A 14,094-nucleotide genomic window follows, 5' to 3' on the forward strand; every position below is an offset into this window, starting at 1 on the left:
AGACAACGGATATCGATCCAGATATGATAAAAAATCAGAAAAGGCATCTGCAGGTGCTTATGCTGTATTTCTTACTGATCATAAAATTAAGGCTGAAGCAACAGCTGCTCCCCATAGCGGCATGCTTCGTTTTACATTTCCATCAAATCCCACGTCCAGAATCCAAATAGACCTTGCAAGAAGGGTGGGTGGCACCTCTACAGAGCAGTATATTCAGGTAATTAATGATCATGCTATCAGAGGATGGATGAAGTGTACACCAGAAGGTGGTGGTTGGGGAAATGGAGAAGGCAATGCAAATTATACCGTTTATTTTTATGCAGAATTTAGTAAACCATTAAAAACCTATGGTATATGGTCTGCTGCAATTCCTGCCGGTGCTACCAGAAAAAGAGAAGAGGTAGGCAGTAAGGAATACCAGGAACTAATAGCTAATGCAGTTGTTATAAAAGGTCTAAAGGAAAAACAGGGAAAACATTTAGGGTTTTTCACAGAGTTTAACACTTCTGAAAATGAAGAGGTCTTAATGAAAGCCGGCATTTCATTTATAAGTATGGATGGTGCCAGACAAAACCTCGAAACTGAAATAAAAGATTGGGCATTCGATAAAGTACAAATGAAGGCTAAAGAGTTATGGGCTAATTCTTTAGCGAAAATTAGTATCGAGGGCGGTACTGAAGATCAAAAGAGAGTTTTCTATACTTCATTGTACCACACCCAGATTGATCCAAGAATATTTGAAGATGTAGATGGGAATTATATAGGTGGTGATGATAAAGCTCATCAATCTAAAAATTTCACTAAGCGTACCATATTTAGTGGATGGGACGTTTTTCGTAGTCAGATGCCTTTGCAAACCATTATTAATCCAACTGTTGTAAGCGATATGATTAACTCATTGGTAACGCTTGCTGATGAAAAGGATAAAGACTATTTAGAAAGATGGGAGCTTCTGAATTCCTATAGTGGTTGCATGATCGGTAATCCTGCCGTTTCCGTCATTGCCGATGCTTACGTTAAAAATATAAGAAGTTTTGATGTAGAAAAAGCTTATCGTTTATCCGTCAATAGTGTCGAAAAATTCGGGAACGGTGATAAAGGGTATACCACAACATCTTTTGGAATATCGAACACTTTAGAATATGCTTATTTCGATTGGTGCGTTGCTCAGATGGCTAAAGGGATGGGCAAAACTGCCGATGCAGAAAAATATTCTAAAAAAGGTCAAGCATACAGAAATATATTTGATGCCGAGAAAGGTTGGTTCAGACCAAGGGATGCCAACGGCAACTGGGAGCCTTGGCCAGCAGAGGGGCGTTTGAAACAGTGGTATGGTTCTATGGAAAGCAATCCTTATCAACAAGGCTGGTTTGTGCCGCAAGACGTTAAGGGTATGGTTGAATTAATGGGTGGTAACGATAAAGTTCGTGACGATTTAGTTGATTTCTTTGAAAAAGCTCCGCAAAATTTGATGTGGAACGACTACTATAATCACGCAAATGAACCTGTTCATCATGTTCCATTTTTATTCAATAGGCTGGGTTATCCTTGGCTGACTCAAAAATGGACCAGAGAAATATGTAAAAGGGCTTATTTGAATTCAGTTGAAGGGTTAGTCGGGAATGAAGATGTAGGTCAGATGTCTGCCTGGTATGTTTTGGCCGCAAGTGGAATCCATCCCATTGCTCCAGGAGATAGTAGGTATGAAATAACAAGCCCTGTATTTAATAAGGTTGTTTTAAATGCAGATAAAAGTACAAAATTCGCTATTGAAGCAAAGAATAATTCTGATCAAAATATTTATATACAGCGTGCTACATTAAATGGAAAGCCATACAATAAATGTTGGATAGACTACAAGACCATAATGAAAGGTGGAATTTTAAAACTTGAAATGGGAGCAGAACCAAATAAAAACTGGGGCCTGGAGAAATAATTTATTTGTAAACTAAATGAAATAGGATAGCAGCATATACCTACTATCCTATTTCGTTTAGCTTATGTTTAATAACTTCAAAAAAAAACCCTATTAATTTGCTAAATTGATTTAGTTGTTTTATTTTAGCTTCTAACTAAATATATATCTGTTATGAAAAAAAAATTACTCGCTCCTGAGGTGTTGCTCTATGCCTTAAAATCATTGATTACACCTAATATAATGCACTGGTGTTAAAATAAATTAAATAAATCATTTTAGTCAAACTTACACTACATCCGTCTCTACCATGTAACTTCTAACAAGCTCTATTATATTGTCGCTAAAACGTTTTAGTCATCTATATTTATAAAGGAGGAGCAGTTAGAAGGTTAATAGGGTCCCGAAGTATAATCGGGCAACTCACAGAGAAGGGAATAGAAGTGTTGTAGCTTTTTGTTCTTATCACATGGCCTTTTATAGCCAACAATTATTGATCAAATGAAAAAAAATAAGTTATTGTTAATTGGCATCGTTATTAGTGCCTTTCTGCATTCCTGTCAGAAAGAAAGCTTTTTAGACCAAACGCAGTCTACTGACCTCAATGAACAAGTCGTGTTCGCAGATAGTACCTATACGATAAATTTTTTATCCAGTATTTATTCTGATATAGGCATTAGCACTGCGCCAAAAAGATTTGGTGGAGGCGGCTTAGATGCCAGCAGCGATGAGGCTGAGGGAGCATCGTCAGGTGCTGTCAATACCTATATTCAATTTGCAACGGGAACTGTAAATCCCAGCATCATTACAAGTGATGTCTACAAAAGTTCTTTTGCCAATATCAGACGCGTAAACCTCATATTGAAAAACTTGTCAAAAACCAAAATGGGCAATGTTACTAAAACAAGGGTTATAGCGGAAGCTCGTTTCTTAAGAGCCTATTACTATTTTATCCTGTTGGAGCATTATGGTGGAATTACGCTTATGGGCGATTCGGTATATAATGCCACCGATGTCATACCCTCCACAAGAAATACCTTTCAGGAATGTGTAGATTATATTGTACAGGAAACCCAGGTGGCTGCAAAAGACCTTCCCTGGATTCAAACTGGTGAGGATTACGGCAGGATAAATAAGGCAGCTTGTATGGCTTTAAAAGCTAGAGTATTGTTGTATGCAGCAAGCCCTCTGTTTAATGGTGGTGGCATTGCCCAGGCAGAACCCTTAAAGTCTACTGTGGCCTATCCAAGTTATGATAAAGAAAGATGGAAAAAGGCAGAGGATGCAGCACTTGAAATCATGAATAGCGGGAACTATTCTCTCTATGTGAACAATACCACTGAGCCTGGTTATGGATTTTACTGGGTGTTCCAACTTCGCAAAAGTTCTGAACTGATATTAGCGAAAATGCAAGGGCCGAATAGAGAATTGGAGTCGGTATGGAATCCACCTACGCATGGGGTTACTGATCCCGGAGCATATCCTTACCTCGAATTAGTAAATGTGTTTGGAATGCGAAATGGATTGGAAATAAATGATCCAGCATCTGGATATAATCCACAGCAGCCCTATGCCAATAGAGATCCCCGTTTTTCCAATACCTTTACCCGTGATCAATCATTGGTGTATCACACGCCAGAATTAGCTAGAATTCCCGTAAATATATACATTGATAAAACCAGTCCCAACAATGTGACTTCTGGGCAGGATGCAATCTATAAGGGAACACCTACAGGTTATTATACATTTAAAATGTTGAATAGAGATGTTGTTGGCAACTGGTTCAACGTTTCCACCCCCCGCTGTTTCCCCATCATCAGGTATGCAGAAATATTACTCAATTTTGCCGAAGCAAGAAACGAGTACCTGGGGGCTCCCGACCAACAGGTATATGCTGCTGTGGAAAGTATCAGAGAGAGAGCTGGATTGTCACCTTATAAGCTATCAACAGGGCTAACTCAAGTCCAGATGCGGGAAATAATTGTAAGAGAACGTCAAAAAGAACTTGCTTTCGAAGGTCATAGATTTTTCGATGTGCGCAGATGGAAAATAGCCGAACAGACCGATAATCGATTAATGCACGGAACTGAGCCAGTAAAAACAGCAACGGGTACTATTTATAATACAATTGAAGTTAGAAAACACAACTTCAATCCACGCATGTATTTGTGGCCTATTCCACAAACTGAAGTGGCGAAATCAAATTTACTTTTGCAAAACCCAGGATACTAACCAAATATTACTATGAAAAGAAAATTATTTAAATTTTTCTATCTGCTACTAGGTGCTATGGTGTTGCTTTCTTGTAAAGACGAGATGGCTGCTACAATAACCGAAGAGCCATTGAAAGACATCGCCGGTACCTGGCGGATTGTTACGCTCACTAGAAATGGCGAAGACCTTTCACAAAGAATTGACCTGAGTAAGTTCAAGATATTATTTGATGCTAACGGTAATTATACCATGCAAGATAAAATGGCTTTTGTGGTAAGCGAACCGGGAAGCTATAAGTTGAACGATCCACAATATCCCTCAGGCCTGATTTTAAGCCCACAAGGTAAAACAGCTCAAAGTATTAAACTTCAGTTTCCTGTTATCGAAGGAAAAAGACAGCTGAGTTTAACGCTGAGTCCAGGATGTGCAGGCAACACCTATCAATATAATTTTGTAAGAGAAAACTAGCCAAAGATGAAAAAACTAATTAAAAATATACGATACCTCTATCTTGTACTTGGAGTGGCTGTGGTTATTTTTCTTACACAGTGCGGACTTGATCCCTTTACGATAGAAATGCCAGCTTCTGGTGATGCAGGTAAGGTAGTTACCTTTACATTAAAGGGTTCAACGATGTCAAGAATTGATAATACTCAAGCTAATCCCACTTATGCAACTAAATTACTCATCGGTATTATGGTTCCTAAAAGTTGGAATGCCAGGCAAAATACTGTTGTAGCTTTTACAAGTCCTAAAGGAAATGAAACCATGGTCTTAATTCCTGATGCTGAAATCGAACCGCTATCAGGTCAGACCTGGCCAATAGCAGCCAAAAACAAGTTAGGTATAGGACCCAACTTATTTGATGACTTTGAATGGATCATCTACAGAAGTAACGCAGTTTACACTTTCAAAAACAATGAAGATATTAAATTTGATGTAAAAGTTAACTGTAAGCTCGGCCCAGAAAATATGGTTACTAAACTAGGATTCTATATGGGGTCTTCTAGGGAAAACCTAAATCCAAGTAATACGGATTATAACAAAATAGCTTTCTCTAACCAATTTGAGGTTAAAAATGGCGAAGGGGACTTAATCGACTTTATTAATCCTCAGTTAAGCAAAATTGAACCTGTCAGAAGTATTGATAATGACATTGTAACTTTAACATTTGATGCCGGGGTAACAAATACAGCACTCAGTAACACAGATGATTTATATCTATGTGCTAAAGCGTTTGATCAAACCGATGCCGTTATTGCAGAAACTTGCGAACAAACTACCCGTACTAAGTTGACAGCACTAGGAGGAAAGCGATACCGTATTGATTTATGGGCCAGAGGATTTTTTAATGTCCCTTCAGGTGCAACCATCTCGCGTATCGAATATTACTATACCAATTCATCAGGAACAGTGAAAGTTGGTTATGGTAATACCGCAGATCCTTTTAAGTTTACTTTTAAATGTCAGTAGGCATTTAGTCGTAACCAAGTTTTAAATCTTAACTCACGAAATTAAATTAGTGTTTATTATGCTAAATTGCTATATAAAAAAGGGCATTGTAGGATTGCTATTGCTGGTTCTGGGCATCACTTCGGTGAAAGCACAACAAGTAGGTTCAGCCTCGCCTGCAGCGTCCAAAGAAATTGGAAATGCCCAAAATTTAACTATTGTTGATGAATACGGTAAGCCCATCAGTGGAGCATTCTTATATTCATCCTCTAACAAATTGTTAGGTACTACCAGTGAGGATGGTACTGTAATTGTCCATCCAACGAAATCAGATGAGAGAATAACCATCTACCAAAAGGGTTATTATCCCAAAACTGTTAAAGTATCTAAAACAAGCCTGATAAAGCTGACGGTAGATTATTTATATGCTGGTGAATCTACCAATATATTATATGATACTAAAGCGAACAAGCAGGTTCTTGGCGCTGTAGCTTCAGTAAATAATAACCAAATTAAAACAACTCCCACTTCGCTCTACCTTAATGCATTAACAGGGAGATTGCCTGGGTTTTATACCCAGGAGTATAATGGTTTCCGGTCGGCCAAAACCATTCCAATCACCTATATCGATTTGGCTGGCTCGCTGCCTAATGAATCAGTGAGGTACAATTCAAATCTAAGTGATAACTCAGAAATGTTTTATAATTTAAGGGGCCAACAACCCGTAACCATTATAGATGGTGTGCAACGTGATATTTATTCTTTGGACCCAGAGAATATTGAGTCAATATCGGTGCTCAAGGATGCGCTTTCTACCTTGCTTTTAGGGCAAAAAAGTTCCAGGGGTGTATTGCAAATTACCACAAGGAAGGGTATTGCAGGTCCACCAAGAATATCTTTCACTGCTCAAACGGGTACCCAGAATGCTTTGAAAACACCTAAGCCTTTAAGTGCCTACCAATATGCTTATCTCTATAATGAAGCCTTGCAGAATTCGGGTAGAGCACCGGCATTTAGTGAGACAGATTTTAACAGCTTTCGTGATGGCAGTTCACCAACTATTTATCCAAATGTAAATTGGTATGATCAGGTATTAAGGGATGATTCCCCAATTACTAAATATAACCTGGGTGTTAATGGTGGTGGAAAGAACGCACGATATGCTATCGCTTTAAGCTACATGAACCAACAAGGTATGTTTAAATCAACTGATGTAACCAATACAAATCTCGAACTGAATCGTTATTTAATTAACAGTTCCATAGATGTGGATGTTACAAAAAGTTTCTCCCTCGGTTTACAACTTTTTGGTGGAGTACAAGATGGACGCCAACCTGGTGCTGGAACAGGAAACATCTTAAACAACCTTTATTATACGCCTAACAATGCATATCCCGCTTTTAATCCAGATGGTAGTTATGGAGGTTCCTCTGTTTATAGTACCAACTTATTTCAACAGGTAACAGGTTCAGGATACCTGTTGGACAATAACCGCGACTTAATGGCGAACCTGGATTTGAAGTATAAATTCGACAATTGGGTACCAGGTTTATACTTGAAAGGAAAAGTAAACGTATCAGCAGCTTCATCTAGTTTGATAAACAGAAGTAAGGTACAGCCTGTTTACGATGCCGTATTAAATAATCAGGAGAATCTTTCTTACACAAGATATGGGTCTATCTCAGATCAGCCAAATTCATTCGGGGCTACATCCACAGCAAATATGTTTTATGCTCAAGCAACGCTTGGATATGATACTCAAATTAATAACGACCATAAAATAGGTGGGAAGTTGTTTGTAGACCAGCAAATTGCAAATTATCAATTTGATTTACCCTCTAAATATACCAATATCGCTGCTACAGCAGATTACAGTTTTAAAAACAGGTATTTTATTGAGGGTGCAGTAAACTATTCTGGGTTTAGCCGTTTTCAGGAAGGCAATAGATTTGGATTGTTTTATGCCGCTGGTCTTGGTTGGGATATTGCCAGTGAAAGCTTTATCAAAGATAATTTAAAATGGATTAACGAATTCAAATTGCGCGGTACTTATGGTAGAACGGGTAATACTAATGAAAATTCATTAGGCTATTATAGTTGGAGAGCTTCCTATGGACAAGACGGGACTAATGGTTATAACTTAGGAAGTCAGTATTCATTCAGGAGCGGAATTGTAGAAAAAGGATTAGCCAACGTGAATGCCACTTGGGAAAAGGCTGATAAATTGAATATAGGATTGGATATGGCTTTATTCAATTCGCATATTAAAATTATTGCTGATGTATACCGTGATGAGTATTTTGATCTGTTGCAACAGAGAGGTTCCACGATTGAATTGATTGGAATGTCTTATCCAAACGAAAATATAGGAAGGAACTTATATGCTGGGCAGGAGCTAAGCGTTACCTATCAAAACAAAATCAAAAATTTCAGCTATTTCATTACAGCCAATGCTTCCAGAATGAAAACGGAAGTCTTGTATATGAATGAAATTCAACAAGCACATGCCTGGAACAACAGAACGGGAATGCCGGTTGGACAAGTCTTTGGTTATGTTGCTGATGGCTTGATACAGACGCAAGAAGAGGCTGATAAAGCCACAAGCATTGCAGGCACGAAAGTTTATCCTGGAGATGTAAAACTTGTTGATCTTAATAATGATGGCACTATTAATCTGTCTGATCAAGTCCCAATGGGCAATACTAAACCAATGATTTTTTATGGCGCTACATTAGGATTTAGCATCAAGGGATTTGATTTTAGCGTGTTGCTTCAGGGAGTTAAAAATAGAACCTACCAACAGACAGATTATGCCTTTGGAAGCGGTGGTGACCGCCAGGGTTATGAGTATCTTTTAGGTAGATGGACACCTGAAACAGCTGAAACCGCTACTTATCCGCGACTTACTTTAGGTTTCAATGCCAACAATACTCCATATCTTAATAACTCTAGCTATTGGACGCGCTCTGGAGAATATTTAAGGATTAAGAATATAGATGTTGGTTATACATTACCCTATAGTTTTACAAATCGAATAAAAGTAGCTGGGTTTAGGATTTTTGCCAATGCTCAAAATCTTTTTACCACAACACCATATGATAGATTAGATCCGGAAATTCATGGAGAGACTTCCTATCCAATGCAACAAATCTTCAATCTGGGTGTGAATATCAAATTATAATCATTAAAAAACCGATATGAAAAAGATATATTTTAAATCGATTGTAGTGTTAACAGCAATGGGTTTACTCTTCTCCTGTAAAAGTGACTTGGAGACTGAACCGATAGAATTGCAGACCTTAGACCAGGTTTTTGACAGAGCAGACTCTGCCGGTGTAAATTCCGAGAGATTCCTGACAGACATATATACTCGCTTACCACGAACATTAAATAGGGTAGGAGATGATTATTTGGATGCTGCCACGGATGATGCCATGTCTTCGAATACTACCAATACTTCAGTAATGAAATTGGCTATGGGTACCTACACTTCAGATGGCTACCCAGATAACCAGTGGACAAATTGTTATTCTGGCATCCGTCAATGCAATATTTTCGTCAATAATATTGACCATGTACCTTTGAAAGGTAAATTAGCTAACGGAACGTCCTTTAATGCCGTGTGGAAATCTGAAGCCCGTTTTTTGAGAGCTTTATTTTATTTTGAACTTATCAAACGCTATGGTGGCGTTCCTTTATTAGGCGATAGGGTCTATCAATTAGGCGATGATGTGGAGTTGCCAAGAAATTCATTTGAAGAGTCGGTGAATTATATTGTGAATGAGTGTGATTCGATAAAAGATAAACTTCGCACAAATCCCTTTGATTTAAATTTTATTGAAAGGCCAACTAAGGGTGCTGTTCTGGCCTTGAAATCAAGGGTGTTACTGTATGCCGCGAGCCCTCTTTACAATGGGTTTAATATTGAGCCTCAAAATCCTCTGACGGGTTATACTAATTTTTCTGCTGAAAGGTGGCAAAAAGCGGAGCAAGCTGCCCTGGACTTAATTGATTTGAATCAATTTGACTTGTTAACTGATTTCAAAAGCATATTTATCACTCAACCTAACAAAGAAAGAATTTTCAGTAAACAAGGAGGTAATAACAGTACTGTTGAATCTAACAATGGCCCGGTTGGTTATAGTGTTTCTACTAATAATGGACGCACAAGTCCAACTCAGGAATTGGTTAATGCATTTGGAATGGCTAATGGCTTGTCCATTACAGCTCCTGGTTCAGGCTATCAGCAAAATAACCCCTATGCAAATAGAGATCCTAGATTTTATGCAACCATTTTTCATAATGGTTCACAATGGCTTGGCAGGCAGGTACAGACCTTTGAAGGCGGGTCAGATAAACCTGGAGGTACTAAACAGCAAACCAAAACAGGATATTATGCGCGTAAGTTTTTGGGGAATTTCGAAAACTCTTTGAAATATGATAATATAAACCATGATTATATTCTCTTTAGATATGCTGAAGTCTTGTTGAATTTTGCTGAAGCCAGGAACGAAATTCTCTCTGCTCCTGACGTTCAGGTTTATGAAAATGTAGAGAACATACGGAGAAGAGCTGGCTTAAATCCTTATCAACTGCCATCGGGATTATCAAAAATACAAATGCGTGAGGTTATTCAAAACGAACGCCGTAAGGAGCTTGCTTTTGAGGAGCACCGTTTTTATGACGTGAGACGATGGAAACTTGCCGAAACTTTATTTAACCAGCAACTTCACGGAATGGTCATCTATCAAACTGGTACAGGCACTTTGTATCAGGAAGTTCCCGCATTACAAATGCATTTCGAGAACAAGATGTATTTAGCTCCTATCCCTTATAACGAGGTAGCTAAAAATAGGAAAATGGTCCAAAATCCAGGCTGGTAGCCTAGAATTTACAATAATTCAATCTAAAGAAATGAAAAAAGGCTTATATATTATTTTATTGATTTTTTCAATAATTCCGGCTATTGCCGTAGCCCAAACTGTCGTTACAGGTATTGTTAAGGATGCCGGCGGGCCTGTTCCTATGGCTACCGTGACAGAGAAAGGCCTGAAAAATGTAACCATGACTAATTCAAGTGGTAAATTTTCAATCGCACTCAAAGGTAAAGGTGTGCTGGTGTTCAGTAGTTTAGGGTATATTTCACAAGAAAAGCAAACAAAAGGTGGCGATAACATCGAAATATTTTTGCAGTCGAGCAGTCAGGACTTAAACGAGGTGATGGTAGTTGGTTTCGGTACAACTAAACGTATTACCAATACTGGTGCAATTAGTTCAATCAAGGGTTCAGAAATCAGAAACATTCCGACCTCTAGTGTCCAAAATGCGCTAACGGGAAGGTTACCTGGTTTTGTATCGGTACAGCGTTCCGGACAACCTGGTCGTGATGCTTCTGATTTTTTCATCAGGGGAGTAAGTTCGTTAAACCCAGAAGGAAATCAGCCCTTAATTATTGTTGATGATATTGAATATACGTATGGACAACTCTCTCAAATCAACGTAAATGAAATAGAGAGTATTTCTATCTTAAAGGATGCGTCAACTACTGCTGTCTATGGTATCAAAGGTGCTAATGGGGTTTTGGTGGTAAAAACCAGAAGGGGTACATCAGGTGCACCAAAGGTTAATGCAAGGTTTGAATCTGGAATGCAGAGTCCCGTAACGAGGTTAAAGTTTTTGGATTCTTATCAGACAGCGCTTCTGGTCAATGAAGCTTTAGCAAATGATGGTTTGAGCCCAGAATTTAACCCGGATGCCCTGGCTCACTTTAAGTCTGGTGATGATCCTTATGGACATCCGAATATAAATTGGTATGATGAGATATTTGCAAAGTCAAGTTTGCAGTACAATAGCAATGTTGATATTTCAGGGGGTGGAGAGGCCATTAAATACTTTATTTCCGGAGGTGCACTTACACAGGATGGTAACCTGAATAACTTTGAGAACGAAGGCAATCAGGTCGATAATAATTACTATTACAGGAGGTTTAATTTGCGCTCAAACCTTGATGTGCAGGCTACCAAAAGCTTAAAACTTAGGTTAGACTTAAGGGCGAACTTCAGTAAAATAAATACACCTAGGGCAGGGAATATTGTCGGAGAGATATTCAGTTTTTCAAGAATTCATCCTTATTCGGCTCCTTTTCTAAATCCCAACGGATCATACGCTTACGCCAGTGATACCAAAGATCTCCAGCCAACCCTAAATGCACGTTTGGCAACTGCTGGATACCGCCTTGAAAGACGTAACGACTTGAATATTCTTTTTGGTGGTACGCAAGAACTAAATGGTATTACTAAAGGTTTATCTTTTTCCGGTCGTGTAGCTTATGCAAGTATCGAATCAAGTGTTCGTGAGCAAGCGAGAGGGAATCCACCTTCATATAGATATTACCCAGATACAGATACATATGTACTCAATGGCCCAACCTATGTTTTAGGGAACTATACGTTGTTTGCTAATCAGGGCTTATACGACGATAGGGTCAATGCACAAGCTAACTTTAATTATACCCGATCCTTTGGCGATCATAGCGTAAATGCACTATTTCTATATAACAGAGAATCGTATAAAACGAGGGGTGATAAAAAAATCAATTGGATACCTCAAAACTTTGAAGGCTTTACCTTAAGGACAGGTTATGATTATAAAGAGAAATTTCTTTTAGATGCCACTGTAGCTTACAATGGTTCCGATCGCTTTCAGGCAGATGAACGATACGGCATATTTCCTGCTGTTTCCGTTGGGTATAACTTAGCAAAAGAAACTTTCTTCAAAGAGCGCTTACAATTTGTAGATCTCTTTAAATTGAGAGGTTCCTACGGTATTGTTGGATCAGATAAAGTAACTGGCGATAGGTATCTTTATCAACAAGTATATAACGTGGGTAGCAACTATTCGTTTGGTGAAGTGAATAAAGAGGTTGGTTCAATCTATGAGGGCAATTTAGGCAATAGTAACGTTACCTGGGAGAAGAGTAAAACTTTTGATGTAGGTCTTGATATCGCACTATTCAAAAATAAATTGTCGGTGGTTGCAGATTATTTCAACACTATTCGTTATGACCAGTTGTACACATCGCAATCTTTGCCTTTTAATTTAGGGATAGGTACTTCCCCTACAAATATAGCGCGTGTAAGAAATCAAGGTGTAGAGTTAGAACTTGGTTATAACAATTCTATTGGGGCATTTAATTATAATATAAAAGGAGTTTTAACCTACTTCAAAAATAAAGTATTATATAAAAATGAGCCTTCACCAGCCTATCCCTGGCTTACAGAAACTGGTCATCAAATTGATCAGCCGTTTGGATATTTGTTCGATGGCTTTTATACTGCCGAAAATATCGAAACAAGTGCCAAACCAATTACAGGACTGGACATTGTTCCTGGAGATTTGCGGTATAAAGATTTGAATTCCGATGGGGTAATTGATCAATATGACAAAACCGCTATAGGGAAACCGAATGTCCCAAATACAAGCTTTGGCTTAACCTTAGGAGGAAGTTTTAAAGGACTTAGTTTTAGTGTGCTGTTTCAAGGAACCACTGGATATAGCTTTAGTTTGAAAGGTAATGGAATCGAACCGTTCCAAAGTCAGTTCCAGCCAGTGCACCAACTACGTTGGACCCCAGAAACTGCGGCAACTGCTAAATTCCCGCGCTTATCAACAAATGCAACTACTGTAAATAGTCCGTTGGCATATATGTCTGATTTTTGGTTAATTGATGCTACTTATCTTAGGTTAAAAACAGTGGAGATGGGATACCAATTACCAGATAGATGGCTCCCATTTAAAGTAAACAATGCAAGAGTTTATATGAGCGGTTATAACCTGTTTACCTGGACGAATTACTCCATGTATCAGCAAGATCCAGAGGTGTCTTCAAACACTGCTGGTGATACCTATCAAAACCAAAGAGTTGTAAATTTGGGCCTCCAAATTGGATTTTAAAACAATGGGCTGTTAAGCGCAAAATGTTTTACTAAACAATTGGTTTACTGAATTAACATAAAAAAGGCCACCTATTGATCAGGTGGCCTTTTTTATGTTAATTAGAAAATAGTAGTAAAGAAATAATCCTTACCTTCCAAAATATATGTTTCCTACGGTTTCCTCTTTGTTAGCTTATTTTTTCGATGTAGATATAGCATTACCAATTCCAACTTTCGGTTTTTTTGTAGTGCTTGCCTTTACCTTATCTTATATTACTTTTTCAAGTGAATTTAAACGCAGGGAGGCAGAGGGACTAATAAAACCTTTTCAGCAGGTGGTGGTAGTAGGAAATGGTGCTACTTATGCCGATTTTTTGGAATATGGTTTTTTAGGTTTTTTATTGGGTTTTAAAGTTTTGGGTGCATTTTTATATCATGAAATGTTCTTAAATTCCCCCTTGAGCTTTATTTTTTCTATGCAGGGCAGTTGGATAGCTGCCATCCTCCTGTCTATTCTTTTTGCATTTTTAGTTTATTGGGAAAAAAAACAAGCTAAACTGGCCAGCCCCATTCGAACCA

At 38.3% G+C, this 14,094-nt stretch carries 7 protein-coding genes and 1 pseudogene; all 8 read left to right on the forward strand.

Features of this window, described 5'->3' with window-relative positions; translation table 11 throughout:
* Nucleotides 1–1,936 (forward strand): GH92 family glycosyl hydrolase (locus ACR2F7_RS01200; RefSeq protein ID WP_432711788.1); only part of this gene is annotated, 1,936 nt, incomplete at its 5' end.
* Nucleotides 1,937–2,416: 480 nt separating this feature from the next.
* Nucleotides 2,417–4,147, forward strand: a complete 1,731-nt coding sequence (locus ACR2F7_RS01205) for a RagB/SusD family nutrient uptake outer membrane protein (protein WP_432711789.1) — start codon at nt 2,417–2,419, stop codon at nt 4,145–4,147.
* 12 nt (nt 4,148–4,159) lie between these two features.
* On the forward strand, nt 4,160–4,597 hold the full coding sequence (locus ACR2F7_RS01210; protein ID WP_432711790.1) for a DUF5004 domain-containing protein: 438 nt from the start codon (nt 4,160–4,162) through the stop codon (nt 4,595–4,597).
* A gap of 6 nt (nt 4,598–4,603) precedes the next feature.
* Nucleotides 4,604–5,602 carry a DUF4961 domain-containing protein gene (locus tag ACR2F7_RS01215; protein WP_432711791.1) on the forward strand — a complete coding sequence of 333 codons (999 nt, stop codon included), beginning with the start codon at nt 4,604–4,606 and terminating at the stop codon, nt 5,600–5,602.
* A gap of 58 nt (nt 5,603–5,660) precedes the next feature.
* Nucleotides 5,661–8,762: a SusC/RagA family TonB-linked outer membrane protein gene (locus ACR2F7_RS01220; protein ID WP_432711792.1), complete on the forward strand. Its 3,102-nt coding sequence runs from the start codon at nt 5,661–5,663 to the stop codon at nt 8,760–8,762.
* A 16-nt stretch (nt 8,763–8,778) separates the two neighbouring features.
* Nucleotides 8,779–10,464 (forward strand): RagB/SusD family nutrient uptake outer membrane protein, encoded by a 1,686-nt coding sequence (locus ACR2F7_RS01225; protein ID WP_432711793.1) that lies wholly within the window; start codon nt 8,779–8,781, stop codon nt 10,462–10,464.
* Between the two features lie 31 nt (nt 10,465–10,495).
* On the forward strand, nt 10,496–13,534 hold the full coding sequence (locus ACR2F7_RS01230) for a SusC/RagA family TonB-linked outer membrane protein (RefSeq protein WP_432711794.1): 3,039 nt from the start codon (nt 10,496–10,498) through the stop codon (nt 13,532–13,534).
* A 166-nt stretch (nt 13,535–13,700) separates the two neighbouring features.
* A pseudogene (locus tag ACR2F7_RS01235) lies at nt 13,701–14,094 on the forward strand (diacylglyceryl transferase); the annotation flags it as partial.

This window comes from Pedobacter sp., assembly GCF_045628745.1.
In the GTDB taxonomy this organism is placed as follows: Bacteria; Bacteroidota; Bacteroidia; order Sphingobacteriales; family Sphingobacteriaceae; genus Pedobacter.